This window comes from Actinoplanes sp. NPDC051537, assembly GCF_055586105.1.
On sequence record NZ_JBVJIU010000007.1, the window covers coordinates 319,189 to 341,789 of the forward strand.

Consider the following 22,601-nt stretch of genomic DNA (forward strand, 5'->3'; position numbering starts at 1 on the left):
CGGAGGAAGCTTGAGCACAGCCTTGGCGGCCCGGCCAGCACCGGGCACGCAGGTAGCGACGGAACCGGCCGGCGGCCCGCCCGCCTCACGACAACGTGGGCTGAAACGGCTGACCGGCCTGCGGCACAGCTCCCCCGGGCGGCTCCAGCTCATCCTCGGCGGCCTGCTGATCCTCGCCGTGCTGACCGGGCTGGTCGCCGGCATCACCGGGAGCGCCACGTCGTCGGGCACGAGCGAGCTGGGCGACCGGGCGCAACCGCTGCTGGTCCAGGCCGAGACGATCTACTCGGCGCTGGCCGACGCCGACACCACGGCGGCGCAGGCGTTCCTCGCCGGCGGCCTCGAGCCGGCCGCGCTCACCACGCGGTACAACGACGACCTCGACCGGGCCACGACCGCGCTCACGGCGGCGGCCCGGCTCACGCCCGACGGCAGCCAGGCCGCCGCCGCGGTACGGCTGCTCAGCTCGGGGGTCGCCCGGTACGCCGCCCTGGTCGCCACCGCGAAGGCGGACAACCGGCAGGGTCTGCCGGTCGGGTCGTCCTACCTGTCGGCGGCGTCCGAGCTCAACCGGCAGACGCTGCTGCCGCAGGCGCAGACGCTGTTCCGGAACGCCCAGCACGAGGTCGACGCGGGCTACGGCAGCGCACGGAGCACGGGCTGGACGGTGCTGTTCGCGATCCTGCTGCTGGCGTTGATCGCGGCCCTCCTGCTGGCGCAGCGCTTCCTGAGCCGCGCCACCCACCGCACCTTCAACGTGCCGCTGGTCGGGGCGACGGTGCTGACCGTGCTGCTGGCGCTCGGGTCGATGTTCATCCTGGCCAGCCAGCAGTCGCATCTCGGCACGGCCGCCGACACGGGCTCGACGCCGACCGCCCAGCTCGCCGAGGCACGCATCCTGGCGCTGCGCGAACGGGGCGACGAGGCGCTCACGCTGGCCGCGCACGGCAGCGGCGCCTCCTACGAGCAGGACTTCCTGGACACCGACCAGAGTCTCACCCGGGCACTCGAGAACCGTTACCTGCGGGACGGGGCACGGACGGATCACCGTCAGTACGTCAGCGACCATCAGCTGATCCGCGGGCTGGACGACGGCGGCGACTACGAGAGCGCCGTCAAGCTGGCGATCAGCGACTCGACCAGCAAGCGGTTCGGCTACCTCACGAACAACATCGGGTCGGTCCTCGACGAGCGCAAGGCCGCCTTCACCGAGGAGATCGGCGCGGCGGGTAACGGCCTCGGGGTGCTGACGGTGCTCGGCCCGCTCGTGGCGCTCGCGATCTGCCTGCTGGCCGCGTCCGGCATCCGCGCCCGCCTGGCGGAGTACCGATGAGCGCCGCAAAGGCCGGCCGGGTACCGACGAGCGGCGCAAAGGCCGGCCGGGTACCGACGAGCGGCGCAAAGGCCGGCCGGGTACCGACGAGCGGCGCAAAGGCCGGCCGGGCACCGATGAGCGGCACAAAGGCCGGCCAGCTACCGATGAGCGGCGCGGAGGCGGGCCGAGCTTCGGTGAACGGCGCGAAAGCCGGCGGAAGAGCGACGAACGGCGCGGCCTCGGGAGGACAGCTGATGCGATCGGCAATCACCAGGCTCGCCGCGGTGGGCACGGCCGGCCTCCTGCTCGCGATCGCCGGGTGCAGCGGCGACTCGTCCCCGCTGCCGCGCACCGCGGGCAAGGCGCAGGCCGCGCCCTCGGCGCCCGCCCAGGCCGCGCCCGACACGTCCTGCAACCCGCGTGCGAGCCTGCGGCCGGCCGGCGCGCTCCCGCAGCCGGGGCACATGCCCGCCGGCAGCTACATGGCCAAGATCCAGGAGCGGGGCCGGCTCGTGCTCGGCACCAGCCAGGACACACTTCTGTTCAGCTCGCGCAATCCGTTCACCGGCAAGGTGGAGGGGTTCGACGTCGACATGGCGCGGCAGATCGCCCAGGCGATCTTCGGAGATCCGGACCGCATTCAGATCAAGGTCATCGGGTACGACAAGAGAGTCAGTTCCGCCCGGGACGGCAGCGTGGATATCGTCGCCGACACCATGACGGCCAACTGCGCCCGCTGGAAGGACGTCAACTTCTCCAGCATCTACTACCAGGCCGGCCAGCGGGTTCTCGTCTCGAGCGACTCGAAGGCCAAGACCATCGAGGACCTCGGCGGCAAGCGGGTGTGCGCGGCGTCCGGCTCCACGTCGTTCGACAACATCGGGGCGATTCCGACCAAGCCGATCCCCGTCGCCAAGGCCGCCTTCGGTGACTGCCTGGTCGCGTTCCAGCAGAACGAGGTCGACGCGATCTCGACCGACGACACCATCCTGGCCGGGATGGCGGCCCAGGACCCGTACGCGAAGGTGATCGGCCCGAAGTTCACGCAGGAGCCCTACGGCATGGCGATGTCGCAGGAGCATCCCGAGTTCACCCGGTTCGTCAACGCCGTCCTGGACAAGAACCGGGCCAACGGCACCTGGGCCGCGACGTACAAGAAGTGGCTGGGCGCCTTCGGCGCCACCCCGGCACCGCCCAAGGCCGAGTACAAATGACCGCTCCGTCGCTCGCTCCGGCCGACGCCGAGCTGCTCCGCCTCGAGACCGCCATGACCGCCATCGCGTCCAACCTCGTCGACCTCGACGACAACCCGGCCCGCAAGGACCTGGACAAGACGAAGCTGACCGGGAAGACGGCCGCGGCGTGGGCGGACGCCACCGATGCGCTGACGCAGCTGTGGGACGGCTACCGCATGCTGACCGACGTGATCGCCCAGGCTCGCGCGCTGCGTGACCAGCGCAAGCTCAGCGATGCCGACCGGGCGGCGTTCGTGCACCGGGTGCTCGGCAAGTCGATCACGCTGTCGACGACGACCGTGCCGCTGGCGCAGCGCGGGCTGCTCGGCGCGGGGCAGGTCCACACCACGTGCTCCGCGGCCGAGCTGCTGTCCGCGATGGAGGCCGCCTTCGGCACCGCCGTCACGGTCGCGGTCCAGGCCGGCGAGGCGTGGCAGCGGTTGCTTCCGGCCGCCGCCGACGCGGCCGCCTCGGTCGACAACGTGCGCGCGCTCACCCGGCAGGCGGGCGGCAGCACGGCGACCGTCGACGAGGCGGATCGGCGGCTCGGCGCGTTCACGGCGGCGCTCGCCTCGGATCCGCTCGGTGTCGACGGGCGCGATCTGGACGCCGTACGGGAGCTGGTGGCGCGGGCCGACGCCGAGCGCACGTCGGCCGCCGAGCTGAGGGAGGCTCTCACCCATCGCCTCGCCGACGCCCGGGCCCTGCTCGCGCAGCTCGTCCAGGCCCAGCATGCCGCGGACGCGGCGCTGGACGCCGCCGCCGACCGGTTCCGGGAGCAGGATCTGGCCGGAGTGCGCCGGGCCGAGCTGGGACCGGATCTCGCCGCCATCGACGCGCTGGCCGCCGCCGGGCACTGGGCGCTGATCAGCCCGAAGCTCGCCGACTGGACGCGCCGGGCCCGGGAGCGGCTGACCGCGCTGCGCAACTCGGCCGCACACAACGACGGCCTGCTGACGGCGCGCAACGAGCTGCGCGGGCGGCTCGACGCCTACCAGGCGAAGGCGCTGCGCCGGGGGCTGGGCGAAAGCGCCGAGCTCACGCCGCTCGCCGACGCGGCCCGGACGGCGCTCTACACGGCGCCGTGCGATCTCGACGCCGCCCGCGCGGCCGTCAACGCCTACCAGGACGCCCTCACCGCCACGATCGCGAGGAACGGCCGATGAAGTGCGAACGCAACTGTCCCGGCACGATCGAGGACGGCTACTGCGACACCTGCGGCATGGCACCGGTGGCCGGGGCCGCAGCCACCCACAACGGAACGGGCAGCGGCGCCGGGGTGCGCGCCGGATCGACCGCCGGTGGATCGGCGGCCGGTGGAACGGCGGGCGGGCGCGCGGCGGGCTCGGCGACGACACCCCGGCAGCGGAACACCGCCGGCACCGCCGCCACGTCGCCGTCGCAGCGGACGAGCGCGCTCTCCACGCGTACCGGAGGAAGCGGCCGGACCGGCAGCTCCCGGACCGGTTCGCGACGCCGCCGATTCGGTGGCGGGCTGGTCGACGTCGCGCCGATCGTGCAGGCCGACCCGGCCACCGCGGTCATGAGCCGGGCCGAGGTGCCCGAGGAGAAGCGGTACTGCGCGAAGTGCGGCAAGCCGGTCGGCCGCTCCCGGGGCGATCGCGACGGACGCACGTCCGGCTTCTGCCCGTCCTGCGGCGAGGGGTTCAACTTCACGCCGAAGCTGGTCAAGGGCGACCTCGTCGGCGGGCAGTACGAGGTGGTCGGCGCGCTCGCGCACGGCGGGCTCGGCTGGATCTACCTGGCCATCGACAAGAACGTCTCGGACCGCTGGGTGGTGCTCAAGGGCCTGCTCAACTCCGGCGACGAGGATGCGCTGGCCGCGGCGGTGGCCGAGCGGCGGTTCCTGGCCGAGGTCGAGCATCCGAACATCGTCAAGATCTACAACTTCGTCGAGCACGACGGCGCCGGCTACATCGTGATGGAGTACGTCGGCGGGCAGTCGCTGAAGGACATGCTCAAGAAGCGGCGGACCGCGAACGCGGGCAACGCCGATCCGATCCCGGTCGACCAGGCCCTGGCGTTCGTGCTGGAGATCATGCCGGCGTTCGCCTACCTGCACGACCGCAGCCTGATCTTCTGTGACTTCAAGCCGGACAACGTGATCCAGTCCGGCGACCAGATGAAGCTGATCGACCTCGGCGGCGTCGTGCACATCGACGACCTGGACGCGGCGATCTACGGCACGGTCGGCTACCAGGCGCCGGAGATGGCGACCGAGGGGCCGTCCGTCGCGTCGGATCTCTACACGATCGGCCGGACGCTCGCGGTGCTCACCACCGACTTCCGCGGCTACCAGAGCACGTTCAAGGACAGCCTCCCGGACCGCGGCGAGTTCGCGGTCTACCAGCAGCACGAGTCGTACTACCGGCTGCTGCTGCGGGCGACCCGCCTCGACCCGGCCGAGCGGTTCGTCGACTCGGCCGAGATGAGCGACCAGATGCTCGGCGTGCTGCGGCAGGTGCTCGCGGCCGGCGGCGAGGCCCGCCCGGCGCCGTCAAGGCTGTTCACCGGCGAGCTGCGCACCGACCTCAACGCGAACGGGCCCCGCTGGCAGGACCTGCCCACGCCGCTGATCGACCTAACCGACCCGTCCGCCGCGTTCCTCGCCTCGGTCACCGTGACCGACCCGGCCGAGGTGCTGACGCTGCTGGCGAACTCGCCCGAGCAGACGGTCGAGGTGCGGCTGCGGGCGTTGCGGGCCCGGATCGACCTGGGCGCGCGCGACGGCGACTTCCGGGGCGCGATCGTGGCCCGCGACGAACTGCTGGCCAGCGACGGCGCCGACTGGCGGGTGGCCTGGTACGACGGGCTGCTCGCGCTGGCGACGGGGCAGCACGAGTACGCGCGGCAGCAGTTCGACGCGGTCTACTCGGCGCTGCCCGGCGAGCTGGCCCCGCAGCTCGCGCTCGGCCTCGCGCTGGAGCTGGCCGGCGACGCGGCGGCGGCCGGCTACTACGACGTGGTGAGCCGCACCGACCCGGCGTACACGGCCGCGGCGGCCGGCCTGGCGCGCTGCCGGCTCGGCGCCGGCGATCGCACGGGCGCCGTCGAGGCGTACAACCGGGTGCCGGGCACCTCGTCGGCCTACCGGACCTCGCAGGTGGGCGCCGTACGCGCGCTGGTGCATGCGCACCCGACCGTGGCCGCCGATGTGACCTCGCTGTCCGCCGCGGCCGCGCTGATCGAGCGGCTCGAGATCGAGGCCGCGCAGCTCGCGGCCCTGCGCGCCGAGCTGCTGGAGCAGGCGCTGCGGACGGTGGCGGGAGGCCGGGCGCTGCCCGCCACGGTGCTCGGGCCGGCCCGCAACGGCGAGGTGACCGAGAGAGACGTGCGGTTCGCGCTCGAGGGCGCCTACCGCGAGATGGCCCAGGCGGCGCACGGGCTCGAGAAGATCCGGCTGGTCGATCTCGCGAACGCGTCCCGCCCGAGGACCCGCACATGAGGAACGAGGCTCGATGACGATGACCGACTGCGCCTCGTGCGCCGACGAGCGCGCCGCCGGCGCGGCGTTCTGCGAGGCCTGCGGCCGCCCGCTGGCGTCGGAGACCGCCGGCATCCCGTCGGAGGCCGCCGATACGCCGGCGGCTCCCGCGGGCGCGACCTGCCCGAACTGCGGCACGGCCGGCTCGGTGGGTGCCGACGGGTACTGCGAGAACTGCGGCATGCTGGCCGGGCGGCCGCGCGACCACATCGAGGCGGACTGCGGAACGGTGGCGGCCGCGGTGACTGACCGCGGGCGGCGGCACCACCGCAACGAGGACGCGATGTGGCTGGCCGTACGCGGCACGGATGTCGACGTGGTGGTGTGCGACGGCGTGTCCGCGTCGTTCGACCCGGACGTCGCCTCCGAGACCGCGGCGAACCGGGCGGGCGAGCTGCTGGCCGGGTCGCCGGACGTGTCGGCCGCCATCCTCGCCGCCAAGGCCGCCGTCGCCGAGCTGGTGACCAGCGGCGACCCGCGGCGGGTCGTCTCCAACCCGGCCTGCACGATCGTGACGGCGACCGTGCGCGGCGCCGAGGTGAACATCGGCTGGGTGGGCGACAGCCGCGCGTACTGGCTGCCGCCCGACGGCCCGGCCGAGCCGCTCACCGAGGACGACTCGTGGGCCACGCACGCGATCGCGATGGGCGCCGACCCAGAGGCCGCGATGCGCGACCCGAAGGCGCACGCGATCACCGCATGGCTGGGCGCCGACGCCGCGCCGGTGCTGCCGCGGACGGCCGCGTTCGCCGTGGCCGGCGCCGGTCACCTGGTGCTGTGCAGCGACGGGTTGTGGAACTACCTCACCGACCACCGGGCGTTCGCCGACACCGTGCGGGCGAGCTTGCGCGCGCACGGCACCCTGGTCGAGGCGGCGCGCGCTCTCACCGACTTCGCGAACGGTGAGGGCGGCGCCGACAACATCACCGTGGCCCTGGTCCCCATCTCCTCCGCCGAGATCCCCGCCGATCCCAAAGACCCAGTCAAGGAGTAGGAATGCCGTATTCCGCCGAGGCCTTCCAGAACGAGTTCCTCGCGCTGGGCGCGACCGAGGTCAACGCGATCGTCACGGTCACCTCGTCCGGCGCCGAGGGCGGGCGACGTACCTCCGGGGCCACCGAGATCATCATCGTGGACGCGTCCGGGTCGATGCAGGCCGAGGGCCGGATCAGCGCTGCCCGCCAGGCCGCGAAGGCCGCCGTCGACTGCATCGACGACGGGGTCAACTTCGCGATCATCGCCGGCGTCAGCACCGCCCAGCAGCTGTTCCCGGCGCCGGGCCAGCTCGCGGTCGCCTCGCCGCAGTCGCGGGCCGACGCGATCCGCTCGATCGACCGGCTGCAGGCCAGCGGCGGCACCGCGATGGGCGCGTGGCTCCTGCTCGCCGCGCAGCTCTTCGCGCAGCGGCCGGGCGACATCGCGCACGCCATCCTGCTGACCGACGGCGACAACGGCGAGCGCCAGGGCTACCTGGAGACGGTGCTCGACTCGATCGCCGGCAAGTTCACCTGCGACTGCCGCGGCGTCGGCGTCAACTGGAAGGTCTCGGAGCTCCGCAAGATCGCCGAGTCGCTGCTGGGCACCGTCGACATCGTGGCGCAGCCGTCCGGGCTGACCGCCGCGTTCGAGCAGATGATGACCAAGGCGATGGGCAAGACCAGCGCCGACGTGCAGCTCAAGGTGTGGACGCCGGTCAACTCGACGGTGCGGTTCGTCAAGCAGGTCGAGCCCGAGGTGATGGACCTGACCGGCAAGCGGGTCCAGGACGGGCCGCGGGCCGCGCGCTACCCGCTCGGGTCGTGGGGCGCCGAGAGCCGCGACTACCACGTGTGCGTCGACGTGGCGCCGGGCGCGGCCGGCGACGAGATGCTCGCCGCCCGGGTGTCGGTCGTGGAGGGCGACACCGTGCACGCGCAGGCGCTCGTACGGGCGGTGTGGACCGAGGACACGGCCCTGTCCACGCGGATCAACCGGCAGGTCGCGCACTACACCGGGCAGGCCGAGCTGGCCGAGGCGATCCAGTCCGGCATCGAGGCACGCAAGGCCGGCGACGACCGCACCGCGACGATCAAGTTCGGCCGGGCCGCGCAGCTCGCGCACGCCAGCGGGAACAAGGCGACCGAGGAGCTGCTGGCCACGGTCGTCGACATCGAGGACGCGGCGACCGGCACGGTCCGGCTGCGGCGCAAGGTCGAGGCGGCCGACGAGATGGCGCTCGACACCCGCTCGACCAAGACGGTGCGGGTCGGGCGGTCGCAGTGACCACCTACACCTGCCCGAAGGGGCACACGTCCAGCACGGACGATTTCTGCGACGAGTGCGGGGCGAAGATCGGCGGCGCCGGTACGGTCGACGTGTCCCCGCCCGGGTCGGCGGCGGCATCGACGGCGACGGCCGCGCCGGCGGCCACGGGCGCCCCGGCCCAGGCGGGCGGGGAGCCGTGCCCGAACTGCGGGGCGCCGCGGGCGGGCGGGACCAGGTTCTGCGAGGACTGCGGGTACGACCACAGCACCGGCAAGGTGCCGACGCTGGCCGCTCCCCCGGTGGCCGCCACGCCGGTCGCCGGGCAGTGGACGGCGACGATCGCGGTCGACCGGAAGTACTTCGAGGACAACGCGATCGAGGGGGTCGAGTTCCCGGCCGACGCGCCGTCGAGCACGGTCGACCTGCCCGCGCCGCAGGTCCGGATCGGCCGGCGGAGCTCGTCGAAGGGGACCAGCCCGGAGATCGACCTGTCCGATTCCGATCCGGGCGTGTCGCACAGCCACGCGCTGCTGACGCTCAGCGTGGACGGGGTGTGGCTGGTGTCGGACGTGGGGTCGACGAACGGGACGTACGTCAACGACGAGCAGCAACCGCTCACGGCGGGACAGACCCGGTCGCTGAAGGACGGGGACGAGGTGCACGTGGGGGCCTGGACGACGATCACGCTGCACGCGCCGGCCGCCTAGGAGGGCGACTTCCGGCGAATCGGGCGCGCGGGCGGCGCGCGGCGGGTTACCTTGCCGATCGTGTCGAGGGTCGAAGCCACGAGCGGTGCCGGCCGGTGAGAGAACGCCGGGTCGGGCACGCCGAGCGCACCCAGGTGCTCGGCCTGCTCGGCAACGCGTTCGAGGCCGGGGTGCTGCCGGTCGGTGAGTACGACGCCCGGGTGGCGGCGGTCGGCACCGCCAGCTACGCGTCGCAGTTGCGGCTGCAGGTCTCGGATCTGCCGCCGGCATACGGCTGGAGCCCGCCGGCCGGCGTGAACGCGCCCGAGAGATCGGCAAACGGGCGGATCGCGCTGATTCTCGGGATCGCGTCGGTGCCGATGTCGGTGTGCGGGATCGGCCTGGTGCTCGGCGTGCTCGCCGTCGTAGCCAGTCGCGGTGGCGGGTCGGCGCACGGCGGGTCGGCGCACGGCGGGTCGGCGCACGGCGGGTCGGCGCAAGGCCGGCCGGCGCACGGCGGCCCGGCGCACGGCGGCCCGGCGCAGGGCGGCCCGGCGCAGGGCGGCCCGCGCTTCACGAGCGCGCTGATCGGGCGGGTCTTCGGCATCATCGGGATCGCGCTCTCCCTGGCCGGGCTGGCCGCGTTCTATCTCGCCTGGCGACGCTCCTCGTAAGCAACCGGGGTTGACTATCACGGGAATAAGCAACTACGGTTGCTTACATGTCCGGTGTTGAGATCTCCGCGCAGGGCGACGTCGCCGATCGGCTCGCCGCCGTCGGGGCGCTGCGCCGCCTCGCCGATCGGCTCGAGGACGCGGCCGTCGAGGAAGCCATGCGCGAGGGCTGGGGCTGGCCGCAGGTGGCCGAGGCGCTCGGCGTCACCCGTCAGGCCGTCTACAAGAAGCACGCGAAACGGCTCATCGACGCCGGCATCTCATTGAGGAGGCGTTCCGGATGACCGACTTCGACCACTACCTCAACGGCATCCTGTCGGCCGCGGCCGACGAGGCCCGGGCCGAGGGCGCGCCGGCCGTCGAGGCGCAGCACCTGCTGCTCGCGATCGCCGCCGATCCGCGGTCCGGCCTCGATCGGGAGGCGCTGCGGCGGGCTCTGGAGCGGGAGTTCGCGGTGAGCCTGGCCGCGGCGGGGGTGCGGCTCGACGGCGGGATGCCGCGGGCGACGCCGGCCGCGGGGACCCACCCGGGGCTGGGGGCGTCGGCGAAGGCGGCCCTCGAGCGCGGCTTCGCCCTGGTCGGCCGCAAGCGCGACGCCCGGCCGGGGCATCTGTTGCTCGGCGTCGTCCTGGCCGAGCACGGGACGGTGCCGCGGGCCCTCGCCCTGGCCGGGATCGATCGCGACGAGCTGGCCCGGCGCGTACGGCGGGAATTGTCATGATCTTGGTTGAGGGTTTGCGCATGCGGTACGGGAGCCGCGATGTCCTCGATGACGTGGCGTTCCGGATCGACGAGGGCGAGACCGTTGCCCTGCTCGGTCCGAACGGCGCGGGGAAGACGACCACGATCGAGATCCTCGAGGGCTTCCGGAAACGGTCGGCGGGGCGCGTCGAGGTGCTCGGCCGCGACCCGGAAACCGCCGGCGAGGACTGGCGCGAACGGGTCGGCGTCGTCCTGCAGTCCTGGCGCGACCACGGCAAATGGCGCGTCGGCGAGCTGCTCGGCCAGTTCGCCGCCTACTACCCCGAGCCGTGGAACCCGGCGGAGCTGATCGCGGCCGTCGACCTCCGCCCCGACCAGAAGATCCGCACGCTGTCCGGCGGCCAGCGCCGGCGGCTGGACGTGGCGATCGGGCTGATCGGCCGCCCCGACCTGCTGTTTCTCGACGAGCCGACGGCCGGGCTCGATCCCGAGGCCCGCCGCGGCTTCCACGATCTCCTCGGCACGCTGCCCACGACGATCCTGCTGACCACGCACGACCTGGACGAGGCGGAACGGCTGGCCGGCCGCATCCTCGTGCTCGACCGGGGCCGGATCGTCGCCGACGGCACGCCCGCGGATCTGGCCGGCGGCCGCAACGAGGTGCGCTGGTCGGCCCACGGCGAGCGGTTCGCCCGGATCACGACCACCCCGGCGCGGCTGGTCCACGATCTCTACCGCGAGCACGGCGATCAACTGCACGACCTGGAGGTACGCCGTTCCTCGCTGGAGAACACCTACCTGTCCCTGGTCGGCGCCCGATGAGGCGCGCTCTCCGGGCCGGGCGCTCCCGCGGGCTGATCGAGCTCCGGCAGTCGGTCACCACCGGCGGCGATCTGGTCAACCACCTTCTCTGGCCGGTCCTGATGCTGATCGCCCTGTGGTTCCTGCGCGATCGGAGCTTCGGCCCGATGCTGCTGCCCAGCATTCTCGGCATGAACGCGGCGATGGCCATGGTCAGCATGAGCCAGCATCTGACGGCCGACCGCGAGGACGGGACATTGCTACGAGCGCGAGCCATCCCGTACGGCGTGATCGGTTATCTCACCGGGAAGCTGATCTCGGTCTCGGGTGGCCTCGCGCTGGATCTGGCGATCTTCCTGGTCCCGGGGCTGTTCCTGATCGGGGGCACGCAGGTCGGAGGCGCGCAGGTCGGAGGCGCGCTGGTCGAGAACCCGCTCGCGTTGATCGGCCTGCTCGCGCTCGGCCTGCTCGCGACGCTGCCGGCCGGCGCGGTGCTCGGCTCGGTCGTGGTCAGCAGCCGCGGCCAGGGCGTGCTGACGCTGCCGATCCTCGCGGTGATCGCGGTGTCGGGCGTGTTCTACCCGATCACGGCGCTGCCGGGCTGGCTGCAGGGGGTCGCGCAGGCGTTCCCGGTCTACTGGCTCGGGCTCGGCATGCGCTCGGCGATGCTGCCGCCGGCCGCGGTCGTGGCCGAGATCGGCGGCTCGTGGCGGCACCTGGAGACCGTCGGGGTGCTGGGCGCGTGGGCGGTGCTCGGCCTGGCGATCGCGCCGTTCGTCCTGAGGCGGATGGCCCGCCGGGAGACCGGCTCGGCGATGACGTCCCGGCGGGACCGAGCACTCCAGCGCGTCGGCTAGACCGGCTGTTGCACGTCCGCGAGCATCTCCAGTGTGGCCAGCCGCAACGCGGCGCTCCGGGCGTAGAGCGACGCCCCCGGGCCCGGGCGCGTCCGGCCCGACAGACCGCTGAACGAGCCGCCGGCCTCGGTCAGGATCAGCGACGTCGCGGCGAAATCCCAGATCTGCCCGCCGGTCTGCAACGCCAGATCCAGGTCGCCCCGCGCCACCAGCAGGCCGGGGTGCACGGTCCACGCCAGGGCCGGCGTCCGCTCCTTGATCGGGGCGGTCAGGTGCGGCGCCCAGGCCTCCGGGACGGCCGCGAAACGGCTCTCGGCGATCTCGTCGCTGCCCCGGGCGACGTGCAGCTTCGTCGCGGCGACCACGCGGCCGCCGACGATGCGGCCCTCGAAGGCGCCCCCGCCGCGCGACGCCCAGAACACGCTCCCCTGGGCCGGGTGCGCCGCCACCGCCGCGACGATCTCCCCGTCCTCCTCGAGGGCGAGCAGGATCAGCCACCGGTCGTCGCCGTCGACGAACAGGGCCGTACCGTCGATCGGGTCGATGATCCACCGCCGTCGCGCCCCGGCCGAGGTCTCGCCCTCCTCCTCGCCGAGAATCGCGTCGCCCGGGCGCGCCGCGGTCAGCACCTCGCGGATCGCCGCCTCCACCGCCCGATCGGCCGCGGTCACCACCGACCCGTCGGCCTTGAGCTCTCGCGGCAGGTCGGCCAGGGCGCTGAAGTGCGGCAACGCCACGGCCGCGCCGGTGATCACGGCGCGCTGCGCCAGCTGCAGATCGGTCTCCACGAACCCATCCTGCACGCTCGGCCCGCCGTCCACCCGCATGTCCCCCTTCGCGATCAAGATGTGTCTCCACATCACCTCGCGAACGCGACCGCCGGGTGTCCGTCGCCCCAACCGAGGGCAAACCCGCAGCGCAAACCCCCGATCAGCACCCCGGGCCGGCGGCCACCCCATTGACGATCCGATACGCGGTGATGTCGCCCGACACGTAGCCGGCCAGATCGGCGATCGTCGCCGGCGGCGCGTCGTGCACGCCCACGTAGGCGACGATCGCCGAGTCGACGGTGCGGCACGAAGCCACGCCGGCCACCTCGCGGGCCTGCTTCTCCGCGCGATCCGGGTTCAACGCAGCGTAAGAAACACCAGCGACACTGACTGTGACTGCTGCCGACATGAGTACATGAGTGAGGTGCACCGGAGCAATCTAGTCAAGATCACTGTCGGTGTTGAGCTGGCCGAACGGACTAGTCTTTCGCCACTCCGGGTGAAAGCATAAAGTCCAGGACCGTGGCCGAGACGCGCTCGTACGCGGCATTCGGAGGGTTCAGGTAGTCGCCGTGCCGGCCGCCGGGCACGGTCACGAACCGCTTTGTCCAGCCCTGAGGGAGCGCGGCATAGGCCTGCCGACCGGCGGCGATGGGCACGGTCGGGTCGCGGTCGCCGTGGACGAACAGCACCGGGACCGGAGAGCCGCCGAACGCGGACGACGGCCGGCGCCCGGCCACCGACACGGCGCCGCGCAGGCCGGGCAGGTGCCCGGCACGGAGCAGACCGAGCGTCGTCGTCCCGCCGGCCGAGAAGCCCACGGCCAGGATGCGGCTCGGGTCGGCGTGCCAGGTCGCGGGCTCGCGGAAGATCTCGTGCAGCACGAACGAGGCGTCGGCGGGCTGGTGGCGTACGTCCGCCGCATCGACTTCGACGTTGCCGTTGGTGTGCGGATAGGCGGGCGCGATCACGACGAATCCGGCCGCGGCCCAGGTCGAGGCGATCGGCGTGAACTGGGACGGCAGGCCGCCGAGGCCGTGGCTGAAGATCACGACCGGGTGAAGTCCGGTCGTGCCCGCGAGCGACCAGATCGTCGTCGGCAGCGGGCGGCTCGCGCCCCGGGCGAAGGAGGCGGTGCGGATGATCACACCCGCGGCCCGGGGAGGGCCGGCGTGGGCGTGCGCCGACGAACCGCAGCCGGCCAGGAGCAACGCCACCATCGCCACCGCCCACCTACGCATGTGGTGAGCCTAGAAACGTCACGCCAACGGACATATCGCCGTTGTGGGGGACGATGAGACGACGAATCTTGCTGGCCGGTGGCGCCGCGTTGGCCGCGTATGTCGGGATAGCCGGTTACCGCGCCCGAAAGGCTGAATCGGAACCGGTGATCCCGGCCGCACCGCCGGGCGAGGAGCACCTCGAACACCGCTGGTCGGCCGCCCGCGGGCGCACGGTCGGCTTCTACACGGCGGTCCCGGCGGGCTACGGCGACGGGAGCGGCCTGCCGGTCTGTCTCGTGCTGCACGGCGGCTCGAAGACGCCCGACGACTACGCGACGCTCGGTCTGGGGCGGTTCCTGACCGACGCCGTACGCCGCGGGCTGCCCCCGTTCGTGCTGGCCGGCGCCGACGGCGGCCGTCTCGCCTGGCGGCCGAGCGGCGCCGACGACCCGCAGCGGCTGGTGCACGAGGAGATCCCGGTGTGGTGCCGGCAGCGCGGCTTCGACATCACCCGGATGGCGGCGTGGGGCTGGTCGATGGGCGGCTACGGCGCGTTGCTGCTGGCCGAGGCGTTTCCGGGCTTCGTCAAGGCGGTCGCCGCGTTCTCCCCGGCGGTGCGGCCGGACGACGACGTGACCGGCGCGACCCGGCTGCTGCGCGGCACGCCGGTCGGGCTGTGGTGCGGCAAGCAGGACGGCCTCTACGGCAACGTGCTCGACCTGGAGAGCAAGCTGCCGGAGCCGCCGCGGGCGGGTGGGTACGCCGACGGCCGGCACAACTTCGGTTACTGGTCGCGATGCGTGCCGTCCGCGTTCGACTTCGTCGCGGGCGCCCTCAACGCCGCCGGCACCGGTAAGTGAGCGAGTTTTAACCCGCCTGTCAAGTGTGATGCCGGACAATGAGGAGATGGTGGCCTCCACCCTGCCGGTCAACGGCATCGAGCTCTGCGTCGAGACGTTCGGCGAACCGACCGACCCCGCCCTGCTGCTCATCGCCGGCGGCGCCAGCTCCATGGACTGGTGGGAGGACGAGTTCTGCCGGCGCCTGGCCGCGGGCGGGCGGCACGTGATCCGCTACGACCATCGCGACACCGGCCGGTCGACGTCCTTCCCCGCCTGCGCGCCGCCGTACTCCGGCGTGGACCTGGCCAACGACGCGCTCGGCGTGCTCGACGCGCTCGGCATCCACCGGGCCCACGTGGTCGGCATGTCGATGGGCGGCGCGCTGGCCCAGCGGATCGCGATCGAGCGCCCGCACCGGGTGCTCTCCCTGACCCTGATCTCCGCGACCCCGGGACCGTCCGGCGCCGACCTCGACGGCCCGGCCGCGCCCGCGACGACGCCCGACTGGTCGAACCGGCGCGGCTCCGTCGACCGGCTGATCGCCACCGCGCGCGAGCTCGGCGGCCCGTTCACCGCCGACGAGCCGCACCTACGCCGGCTCGCCGAGCGGGTCTTCGACCGCACCCACGACATGGCCGCCAGCCAGACCAACCACTGGTGCTGCCCGGGCGGTCCCGCCTTCCGGCCGCGCCTCGGCTCGATCACGGCGCCGACGCTGATCCTGCACGGCACGCTCGATCCGCTCTTTCCGGCCGTGCTCGCCGAGGCGCTGGCCGCCGAGATCCCCGGCGCCCGCCTGGTCTGGCTCGACGGCGTCGGGCACGAGTTCCCGCCGGCCGCGGTCTGGGCGCTGGTGATCGCCGAGATCATCGGCCAGGCCGCGCGCCAGCCCGCCTGACGATCACCCCCGCCGGCGCAGGGCGTTGAGCAGGCTGATCCCGGCCGCGAACGCGCCGCCGCACATGGCCAGGTAGATCAGCAGCAGCGCGGCGCTGGTGTGGAACGGCAGCGTCGCGAAGAACAGCGTGAGCACCGCGCCGGCCGCCGCCGACCCCGCCGTCAGCGTCCACCCGATCGCCTTCTCGGCCGGCGTGAAGTGCGGGGACGCGCTCGCCAGCAGCATGCCGGCGACGGGGCTGACGATCGGCACGATGAGCGAGCCGACGGTAAGCATGCCGACCGCCAGGTACTCGGCGGCGCCGGCCGCCTGCCCGGCCACCGGGCGCACCGGCGCCGGCGGCGGGATCAGCGCGGGCAGCCGGATGTGCGGCGGCACCTGCCCGCGCCGGGCGGCGTCGACGAGCGACTCGGGCGGCCCTAACCGCGTGATGATCGCGGCGGCGTCGTCGAGCGGGCTGGTCGCCGCCGCCCGCCGCGCCGCGATGTAGTCGGCGACCGTGTGCATGAGCTGGTCGCGCAGCTCGGGCGACAGGTCTTCGCTCTGCGCCCAGAGCGCCGCCAGGTAGTCGAGGACGATCACGTCGGTGTGCGCGAGCGGTGCCGTAGTCATGTCCAAGAGAATCGGGTTTCCGGCCCCTCCGGCACATCCCTCCCCGGTCGGAATCGTCCCCCGCCCCTACGCCTTTCGGCCGACCCGGTCACGGCAGGATGGGGGCATGCGCCTGGTATCCCTGCTCCCGTCGGCCACCGAGATCGTCTACGCGCTCGGCCTCGGCGACGATCTCGTCGGCGTCACCTTCGAATGCGACGAGCCGGCCCGGGCCCGCGAGGAGAAGACGGTGTTGGTCGGCGGCCGCGACACCCGGGGCATGACCCCGGCCGCGATCGACCTCTACGTCAAGGAGCGGATGTCCGCGGGCGCCGATCTCTACACGCTGCACGCCGGGGCGCTGGCCGGCCTCGAGCCCGAGCTGATCCTCACGCAGGACCTGTGCCGGGTGTGCGCGCTGCCGTCCGACCACGTCGACGAGGCACTCGACCACCTCGGCTGCCGGGCCGACGTGCTGTCCCTCGATCCGTACTCGCTGGAGGACGTGCTGGCCACGTTCGTGCGGGTCGGCGAGGCCGCGGGGGTCCCGGACCGGGCGGCGTCCCTGAACGCCGGTTTGCGCGAGCGCCTGGCCCGGGTCGCGGCGGCGGTCGAGGGCCGGCCGCGGCCGCGGGTGGCGGTGGTGGAGTGGGTGGATCCGCCGTTCACCGCCGGGCACTGGGTGCCCGACCTGGTGACGGCGGCGGGCGGCGATCCGGTCGCGGCTCGCGGGGGCGAACGCTCGATCCAGGTGTCGTACGCCGACCTGGCCGCCCCGGACCCGCAGGTGGTCCTGGTCACCCCGTGCGGCTTCCACCTCGACGGCGCCCGCGAGCAGGCGAGAGCCGTGGTCCCGCACTTCCCCGGCGCCGAGGTGTGGGCGATCGACGGGGACGGACTGGTGGTGCGCCCCGGCCCGCGTCTGGTCGACGGGGTCGAGGCGATCGCCGCGATCCTGCACCCGGGCGCGGTCCCGGTCCCGCCGCCGGGCCGGATCGCCCGGGTTGCCTGACTAGGCGACGGCCTGGAGCACCGGCTGCGGCGCCGCCGACCAGCGCAGGCGGGCCGCGGCGCGGACCCGGGAGGCCTTGTGGAGCCAGAGCGTGTCGCGGCCGAACGACCAGGTCAGGCTGACCAGCGCGACCACCAGCGCGGCCGTCGCGAGCGGGGCCGGCAGCAGGTGGGCGGTCACCAGGGCGAGGACGATGCCCTGGAGGGCGGCGACGACCTTGCGGGAGAAGCGGTACGGCAGGGCGGCGTTCAGCCAGGGCGCGGCCCACGAGGCGGCGACGAACAGGTAGCGGTACGCGCCCAGGGCCACCGTCCACCAGCCGAAACGATCCCCGGCGTACACGCTCAGCACCAGGATGAGGAAGGCGTCGATCTCCATGTCGAAGCGGGCGCCGAGGGCGGTGGTGGTGCCGGTGCGGCGGGCGACCTGGCCGTCGACGCCGTCCAGCGCGAGCGCGACGCCGGCCACCGCGACCAGGGCGGGCGTGCTGACCGGGTGCGCGAACGAGGTCACGACCAGGGCGGTGACGCCGCCGACCAGGATCGCGCGGCTGAAGGTGACCACGTTCGCGGCGCCCATCGTGCGCATGCCGTGACGCTGGAGGCCGGTGGCGAGCAGACCGCAGAGCACCAGGCCGTACCCGGCGCCGGCGGCGAGCCCGGCGGGGGTGAGCCCGAGGGTCGCGGCGAGCGCGGTCAGCAGCACGAACTGGGCCGTCAGGCCGATCATCGGTCCGCGTGCGGGCGCCGCCGGGGTGGCTGCGAGTGTCACCGTGCCTCCAGTTGCAAGATCATTTGCGTATGGTTGCCGCGTCGGCGCGAAACACACGCCGTCAGCGCTTAACACGCGCTACGGCGACGATCGGTTCAGCATTTGAGGAGACAGCCCATGTCGGGTGACGCACGGGCGTTCTGGATCGCCTCCCCCGGACGAGGGGAGATCCGCTCCGAGCGGGTCCCGGCGCCGGCGCGTGACGAGGTTCTGGTCCGCACGCTGCACACCGGGGTGAGCCGCGGGACCGAGACTCTCGTCTTCGCCGGCCGGGTGCCGGAGAGCCAGTGGGCGCACATGCGGGCGCCGTACCAGGAGGGCGACTTCCCGGCCCCGGTCAAGTACGGGTACCTCAACGTCGGCGTGGTCGAGCAGGGCCCCGCCGAGCTGCTGCACCAGACCGTCTTCAGCCTCTACCCGCATCAGACCCGGTTCACCGTTCCGGCGAGCGCGGTCACCGTGGTCCCGCCGGACGTTCCCGCTCACCGGGCCGTTCTCGCGGGCACCGTGGAGACCGCCGTGAACGCGCTCTGGGACGCGGCGCCGCTGATCGGCGACAAGATCGCGGTGGTCGGCGGGGGCATGGTGGGCGCGTCGGTCGCGGCCATCGCGGCGACCATTCCCGGCGTACGCGTGGAGCTGATCGACGTCGACGAGGCGCGCGCCGGGCTGGCCGCCGCGATCGGGGTGTCCTTCGCCCGGCCGGCCGACGCCCTCGGCGACTGCGACATCGTCGTGCACGCCAGCGCCACCTCGGCCGGCCTGACCCGGTCGCTCGAGCTGCTCGCCGCCGAGGGCACGGTCGTCGAGCTCAGCTGGTACGGCGACAAGCAGGTCAGCGTGCCGCTCGGCGAGTTCTTCCACTCCCGGCGGCTGACCGTGCGATCGAGCCAGGTCGGCGGTATCGTCCCGGGCCGCCGGCGAAATTACGGTGAACGGCTGGCGCTCGCGCTCGACCTGCTGCGGAACCCGGCGTTCGAGGCGCTCGTCACCGGCCGTTCGCCGTTCGACGAGCTGCCCGGCGTGTTGCCCCGCCTCGCGGCGGGTACCCTTCCGGCCCTCTGCCACGTGATCGACTATCCCGAGGAGTAGCGTTGTTCAGCGTCACCGTCCGTGATCACATCATGATCGCGCACAGTTTCTCCGGCGAGGTCTTCGGACCGGCCCAGAAACTGCACGGCGCCACCTTCGTGGTGGACGCGACCTTCCGCCGCCCGGAACTGGACGACGACAACATCGTCGTCGACATCGGCCGGGCGAGCGAGGAGCTGCACGCGATCTGCGGCGGGTTGAGCTACCGCAACCTCGACGACGAGGCCGGCTTCAAGGGCGTGAACACGTCCACCGAGTACCTGGCCAAGGTCATCGCCGACCGGTTGGCGGCCAAGGCGGCCGCGGGCGACCTCGGCGCGGGCGCGGCCGGCCTGACCGGCATCGCGGTGACGCTGCACGAGTCGCACATCGCGTGGGCCTCCTACGAGCGCGATCTGTGAGCTCTCCGCTGTGGGCGGTGCTGCCGGGGACGGTCGACGACCCGGCGGCGCCGAGCGGGGGCAACCGGTACGACCGGATCGTCCTCAACCTGCTCACGGCGGGCGACGGCCCCGACGTCCCGGCGCGGGACGTCCACGAGATCGCCCTCCCCGGCGCCTGGCCGACCCCGGCCGAGCCGTCCCGCGACGCCTTGGCGCGGGCCCTAGCCGACATACCGGATAAATCCGATGTGCTCCTCGACGGGCTGGTGGCCTGCGGGGTCCCCGAGATCCTCAAGCCCCACCGCCACCGCCTCCGGATGGCGGTGCTGGTGCACCTCCCGCTGAGCGACGAGACGGGCCTCTCCCCCGCCGGGGCCGCCGCCTTGCGCGACCGGGAGCGGGCCACCCTCCACATGGCGACGAAGGTGATCGCGACGAGTGAGGCGGCCGCCCGCCGCATTTCGGAAATGCACGATTTATCGGTCCGCGGACTGTCGCGGCGGCGCGGCGGGCCGGAGGCGGCACGAGGCGAGACGGGGGCGAGCGCCGGGCCACCGGCGGCAGGCCGTGTGGAGGTCGTCGAGCCCGGCGCGTCGGCCGCCGAGCTGGCCTTGCCCGACAAATCGGGATGCCGGCTGCTGTGCGTCGCCGCGGTCACCCCTCGCAAGGGGCAAGACCTGCTGGTCCGAGCGCTCGAGGAACACCTTGCGGATCTGCGATGGACCTGCACCTTCGCCGGGGCCGTCAGCACGCCCGTCCCCCACCGAAACGGAAATATTCGATTTGTGGGGCCGCTGCAAGGGACGGCGCTGGACTCGGCGTACGGGAAAGCTGATCTTTTTGTTCTGCCCTCGCGGGCCGAGACCTACGGCATGGTGGTCACCGAGGCGCTCGCCCGCGGGATCCCGGTGATCGCGACCGACGTCGGCGGCGTGTCCGAGGCGCTCGGCTTCGCGCCCAACGGGGAACGGCCCGGCCTGCTGGTCCCGCCGGAGGATCCGGAAGCCCTGGCCGGCGCCCTGCGCACCTGGCTCACCGACGCGAACGAGCGTGACCGGCTGCGCGCGGCGGCCAAGGCGCGCCGCGGCACGCTTCCGACCTGGCACGAAACCGCACGACGACTGAGTGAGGTGCTCACCGCATGACCGGAGAGTTCAGCGAATCGTGGCTCACGCTGCGGGAACCGGCCGACGCCGCGGCCCGCAGCGCCGAGCTCGTCACCCTGCTGCCGGGGCCGGTCCGGACCATCCGCGACCTCGGGTGCGGCACCGGATCGATGGGCCGCTGGCTCGCGCCGCGGCTGGACGGGCCGCAGCACTGGATCATGGCGGACCGGGATCCGGCGCTGCTCGACTACGCCGCCGCGCACATGCCGTTCCCGGGGGTGACCGTGGAGACCGCGCTCGGCGACGTCACCGCGCTGACCGCCGGCGACCTGGCCGAGACCGACCTGGTCACCTGCTCGGCGCTGCTCGACCTGCTCACCGCCGAGGAGGTCGCCGACCTCGCCGCCACCTGCGCGAAGTCGCGGACCACGGCGCTGTTCACGCTCTCGGTCGCGGGCGAGGTCGCGCTCGACCCGCCGCTGCCCGAGGACGCGGCCGTCGCCGCCGCCTTCAACGAGCACCAGCGGCGCGTCGTGGACGGGCGCCGGCTGCTCGGGCCCGACTCCCCGGAGGCCGCGAGGGCCGCTTTCGAGAGGGCCGGCGCCACCGTGATCACCCGGAAGAGTCCGTGGCGGCTCGGATCCGACAAATCCGCGCTCGCCGCCGAATGGCTCGCCGGATGGGCCGGCGCGGCCGCCGAACAGCGCCCCGACCTGCGGCTCGACGATTATCGGGCGAACCGGCGGGCAACCGTCCCGACCGCCACGATCGGACATGTTGATCTTTTGGCGATCTTCGGCTGAACCCTTTGTGCCCGTCCCGGCGTACTAGGGGAAGACGGGCGAACAGAGGGGGACTACGACGTGACGCGATCGATCTGGCCATGGCTCCGGCTCCTCGGCGGAGCGGGGATCATCGCGGTGCTGCTGTGGCGGCTCGGCACCGGCGCGTTCCTCGACGGGCTGCGCGTGATCGACGGGCCCCCGCTCGTCGCCGCGTTCCTGATCGGGGTCACCACGACGGCGTTCAGCGCCTGGCGGTGGTGCCTGGTCGCGCGCGGCCTCGGGCTGCGGCTGTCGTTCCGGGCCGCGGTCGCCGACTACTACAAGGCGCTCTTCCTCAACGCGGCGCTGCCCGGCGGCGTGCTCGGCGACGTGGACCGGGCGGTCAAGCACGGGCGGGACGAGGGCGATGTCGCCAAGAGCGTGCGCGCGGTCGTGCTCGAGCGGACGGCCGGTCAGATCGTGCTGATCGGTGCCGGGATCACGGTGCTGCTCACCGTACCCTCGCCGGTGTTGTCCCTGCTGAAGGAGCACGGCGCGGTCGCCGCCGTCGTCCTCGCGAGTGTCGCCGCGGCCGCGGTCCTGGTCCTTCTCGCCTGCCGCCGGCTGCGGCAGGGCGGTTCCCGGCTCGCCGCCGGCGTCCGCACCGGGATCGCCGAGATCCGCACCGGGCTGCTCGCCCGCCGCAACTGGCCCGGCATCACGCTGGCCTCGACGATCGTCCTGGTCGGACACCTGGCGACGTTCGTGGTGGCGGCCCGCGCCGCCGGTTCGGCCGCCTCGCTGACCCGGCTCGCCCCGCTGATGCTGCTGGCACTGCTCGCCATGTCGCTGCCGCTCAACATCGGCGGCTGGGGCCCGCGCGAGGCGGTGACCGCGTGGGCGTTCGGCGCGGCCGGCCTGAGCGCCACCCAGGGCCTGACCACGGCCGTCGTCTACGGCGTCTTCGCCTTCGTGGCGGCGCTTCCCGGAGCGATCGTCGTGCTGGTCCGGGCCGTGCGCCCGCTGACGGTGGCCGGTTCCGTGAGCGCGGTGGCCCCCGTCTCCCCCGCCGTGCCGGCCTACGTCGCGCCGCAGCGTGAGTTCGCCCGCACGGGCGCGTGATCTCTTGG

At 73.4% G+C, this 22,601-nt stretch carries 26 protein-coding genes; 20 read left to right on the plus strand and 6 right to left on the minus strand.

Features of this window, described 5'->3' with window-relative positions:
* Window positions 1-10 precede the first annotated feature (10 nt).
* The 6 genes from ACZ6TB_RS19300 to ACZ6TB_RS19325 all read left to right on the plus strand — a co-directional run bounded on the left by ACZ6TB_RS19300 (window position 11) and on the right by ACZ6TB_RS19325 (window position 8,317).
* Window positions 11-1,333 (plus strand): hypothetical protein, encoded by a 1,323-nt coding sequence (locus ACZ6TB_RS19300; RefSeq protein WP_465555878.1) that lies wholly within the window; start codon window positions 11-13, stop codon window positions 1,331-1,333.
* A 236-nt stretch (window positions 1,334-1,569) separates the two neighbouring features.
* Window positions 1,570-2,529, plus strand: a complete 960-nt coding sequence (locus tag ACZ6TB_RS19305; protein WP_465555879.1) for a glutamate ABC transporter substrate-binding protein — start codon at window positions 1,570-1,572, stop codon at window positions 2,527-2,529.
* Window positions 2,526-3,716, plus strand: a complete 1,191-nt coding sequence (locus tag ACZ6TB_RS19310) for a hypothetical protein (protein WP_465555880.1) — start codon at window positions 2,526-2,528, stop codon at window positions 3,714-3,716. The genes ACZ6TB_RS19305 and ACZ6TB_RS19310 overlap by 4 nt, the downstream gene beginning before the upstream one ends.
* Window positions 3,713-6,016, plus strand: coding sequence for a serine/threonine-protein kinase (locus ACZ6TB_RS19315; protein WP_465555881.1), 2,304 nt, complete (start codon window positions 3,713-3,715; stop codon window positions 6,014-6,016). The genes ACZ6TB_RS19310 and ACZ6TB_RS19315 overlap by 4 nt, the downstream gene beginning before the upstream one ends.
* Before the next feature lie 13 nt (window positions 6,017-6,029).
* On the plus strand, window positions 6,030-7,049 hold the full coding sequence (locus tag ACZ6TB_RS19320; protein WP_465555882.1) for a protein phosphatase 2C domain-containing protein: 1,020 nt from the start codon (window positions 6,030-6,032) through the stop codon (window positions 7,047-7,049).
* A gap of 2 nt (window positions 7,050-7,051) precedes the next feature.
* Window positions 7,052-8,317, plus strand: a complete 1,266-nt coding sequence (locus ACZ6TB_RS19325; RefSeq protein WP_465555883.1) for a vWA domain-containing protein — start codon at window positions 7,052-7,054, stop codon at window positions 8,315-8,317.
* A gap of 4 nt (window positions 8,318-8,321) precedes the next feature.
* On the opposite strand, the gene ACZ6TB_RS19330 is transcribed toward ACZ6TB_RS19325, so the two are convergent.
* Window positions 8,322-8,573, minus strand: a complete 252-nt coding sequence (locus tag ACZ6TB_RS19330) for a hypothetical protein (protein ID WP_465555884.1) — start codon at window positions 8,571-8,573, stop codon at window positions 8,322-8,324.
* A gap of 1 nt (window position 8,574) precedes the next feature.
* On the opposite strand from ACZ6TB_RS19330, the gene ACZ6TB_RS19335 reads away from it, so the two are divergent.
* The 6 genes from ACZ6TB_RS19335 to ACZ6TB_RS19360 all read left to right on the plus strand — a co-directional run bounded on the left by ACZ6TB_RS19335 (window position 8,575) and on the right by ACZ6TB_RS19360 (window position 12,019).
* Window positions 8,575-9,006: an FHA domain-containing protein gene (locus ACZ6TB_RS19335; protein WP_465555885.1), complete on the plus strand. Its 432-nt coding sequence runs from the start codon at window positions 8,575-8,577 to the stop codon at window positions 9,004-9,006.
* 95 nt (window positions 9,007-9,101) lie between these two features.
* Window positions 9,102-9,659 carry a DUF1707 SHOCT-like domain-containing protein gene (locus tag ACZ6TB_RS19340; protein ID WP_465555886.1) on the plus strand — a complete coding sequence of 186 codons (558 nt, stop codon included), beginning with the start codon at window positions 9,102-9,104 and terminating at the stop codon, window positions 9,657-9,659.
* A gap of 47 nt (window positions 9,660-9,706) precedes the next feature.
* Window positions 9,707-9,943, plus strand: a complete 237-nt coding sequence (locus tag ACZ6TB_RS19345; protein ID WP_465555887.1) for a hypothetical protein — start codon at window positions 9,707-9,709, stop codon at window positions 9,941-9,943.
* Window positions 9,940-10,380 carry a Clp protease N-terminal domain-containing protein gene (locus ACZ6TB_RS19350; protein WP_465555888.1) on the plus strand — a complete coding sequence of 147 codons (441 nt, stop codon included), beginning with the start codon at window positions 9,940-9,942 and terminating at the stop codon, window positions 10,378-10,380. The genes ACZ6TB_RS19345 and ACZ6TB_RS19350 overlap by 4 nt, the downstream gene beginning before the upstream one ends.
* Before the next feature lie 20 nt (window positions 10,381-10,400).
* Entirely contained in the window at window positions 10,401-11,183 is a 783-nt protein-coding gene (locus ACZ6TB_RS19355; protein ID WP_465555889.1) for an ABC transporter ATP-binding protein, read from the plus strand.
* Window positions 11,180-12,019, plus strand: coding sequence for an ABC transporter permease (locus ACZ6TB_RS19360; RefSeq protein WP_465555890.1), 840 nt, complete (start codon window positions 11,180-11,182; stop codon window positions 12,017-12,019). The genes ACZ6TB_RS19355 and ACZ6TB_RS19360 overlap by 4 nt, the downstream gene beginning before the upstream one ends.
* Here the strand turns inward: ACZ6TB_RS19360 and ACZ6TB_RS19365 are convergent.
* From ACZ6TB_RS19365 to ACZ6TB_RS19375, 3 genes are all read right to left on the minus strand, one after another.
* Window positions 12,016-12,864, minus strand: coding sequence for an inositol monophosphatase family protein (locus ACZ6TB_RS19365; RefSeq protein WP_465555891.1), 849 nt, complete (start codon window positions 12,862-12,864; stop codon window positions 12,016-12,018). The genes ACZ6TB_RS19360 and ACZ6TB_RS19365 overlap by 4 nt on opposite strands.
* An 85-nt stretch (window positions 12,865-12,949) precedes the next feature.
* The gene (locus ACZ6TB_RS19370) at window positions 12,950-13,150 is read right to left on the minus strand and encodes a hypothetical protein (protein WP_465555892.1); all 201 of its coding nucleotides are present in this window, start codon (window positions 13,148-13,150) and stop codon (window positions 12,950-12,952) included.
* A 118-nt stretch (window positions 13,151-13,268) separates the two neighbouring features.
* Window positions 13,269-14,030, minus strand: a complete 762-nt coding sequence (locus tag ACZ6TB_RS19375; RefSeq protein ID WP_465555893.1) for an alpha/beta hydrolase family protein — start codon at window positions 14,028-14,030, stop codon at window positions 13,269-13,271.
* A 53-nt stretch (window positions 14,031-14,083) separates the two neighbouring features.
* On the opposite strand from ACZ6TB_RS19375, the gene ACZ6TB_RS19380 reads away from it, so the two are divergent.
* Window positions 14,084-14,872, plus strand: a complete 789-nt coding sequence (locus ACZ6TB_RS19380; protein ID WP_465555894.1) for an alpha/beta hydrolase-fold protein — start codon at window positions 14,084-14,086, stop codon at window positions 14,870-14,872.
* A gap of 46 nt (window positions 14,873-14,918) precedes the next feature.
* Complete coding sequence (locus tag ACZ6TB_RS19385) at window positions 14,919-15,752, plus strand: alpha/beta fold hydrolase (RefSeq protein ID WP_465555895.1); 834 nt, start codon at window positions 14,919-14,921, stop codon at window positions 15,750-15,752.
* A gap of 3 nt (window positions 15,753-15,755) precedes the next feature.
* Here the strand turns inward: ACZ6TB_RS19385 and ACZ6TB_RS19390 are convergent, their stop codons facing one another.
* On the minus strand, window positions 15,756-16,364 hold the full coding sequence (locus tag ACZ6TB_RS19390; protein WP_465555896.1) for an HAAS signaling domain-containing protein: 609 nt from the start codon (window positions 16,362-16,364) through the stop codon (window positions 15,756-15,758).
* Window positions 16,365-16,470: 106 nt separating this feature from the next.
* Between ACZ6TB_RS19390 and ACZ6TB_RS19395 the strand changes: the two genes are divergently transcribed.
* Window positions 16,471-17,355 carry an ABC transporter substrate-binding protein gene (locus ACZ6TB_RS19395; protein ID WP_465555897.1) on the plus strand — a complete coding sequence of 295 codons (885 nt, stop codon included), beginning with the start codon at window positions 16,471-16,473 and terminating at the stop codon, window positions 17,353-17,355.
* Here ACZ6TB_RS19395 and ACZ6TB_RS19400 read toward each other — a convergent pair whose 3' ends face one another.
* The gene (locus ACZ6TB_RS19400; RefSeq protein WP_465555898.1) at window positions 17,356-18,126 is read right to left on the minus strand and encodes a CDP-alcohol phosphatidyltransferase family protein; all 771 of its coding nucleotides are present in this window, start codon (window positions 18,124-18,126) and stop codon (window positions 17,356-17,358) included.
* A 117-nt stretch (window positions 18,127-18,243) separates the two neighbouring features.
* On the opposite strand from ACZ6TB_RS19400, the gene ACZ6TB_RS19405 reads away from it, so the two are divergent.
* From ACZ6TB_RS19405 to ACZ6TB_RS19425, 5 genes are read left to right on the plus strand one after another with little or no spacing between them, the layout of a single operon-like run.
* On the plus strand, window positions 18,244-19,218 hold the full coding sequence (locus tag ACZ6TB_RS19405) for a zinc-dependent alcohol dehydrogenase (RefSeq protein ID WP_465555899.1): 975 nt from the start codon (window positions 18,244-18,246) through the stop codon (window positions 19,216-19,218).
* Window positions 19,219-19,220: 2 nt separating this feature from the next.
* Window positions 19,221-19,619 carry a 6-pyruvoyl trahydropterin synthase family protein gene (locus tag ACZ6TB_RS19410; RefSeq protein WP_465555900.1) on the plus strand — a complete coding sequence of 133 codons (399 nt, stop codon included), beginning with the start codon at window positions 19,221-19,223 and terminating at the stop codon, window positions 19,617-19,619.
* On the plus strand, window positions 19,616-20,746 hold the full coding sequence (locus tag ACZ6TB_RS19415) for a glycosyltransferase family 4 protein (protein WP_465555901.1): 1,131 nt from the start codon (window positions 19,616-19,618) through the stop codon (window positions 20,744-20,746). Before ACZ6TB_RS19410 ends, ACZ6TB_RS19415 begins: the two co-directional genes overlap by 4 nt.
* The gene (locus ACZ6TB_RS19420) at window positions 20,743-21,510 is read left to right on the plus strand and encodes a class I SAM-dependent methyltransferase (RefSeq protein WP_465555902.1); all 768 of its coding nucleotides are present in this window, start codon (window positions 20,743-20,745) and stop codon (window positions 21,508-21,510) included. Before ACZ6TB_RS19415 ends, ACZ6TB_RS19420 begins: the two co-directional genes overlap by 4 nt.
* 60 nt (window positions 21,511-21,570) lie before the next feature.
* Window positions 21,571-22,593, plus strand: coding sequence for a lysylphosphatidylglycerol synthase transmembrane domain-containing protein (locus tag ACZ6TB_RS19425; RefSeq protein ID WP_465555903.1), 1,023 nt, complete (start codon window positions 21,571-21,573; stop codon window positions 22,591-22,593).
* Window positions 22,594-22,601 lie beyond the last annotated feature (8 nt).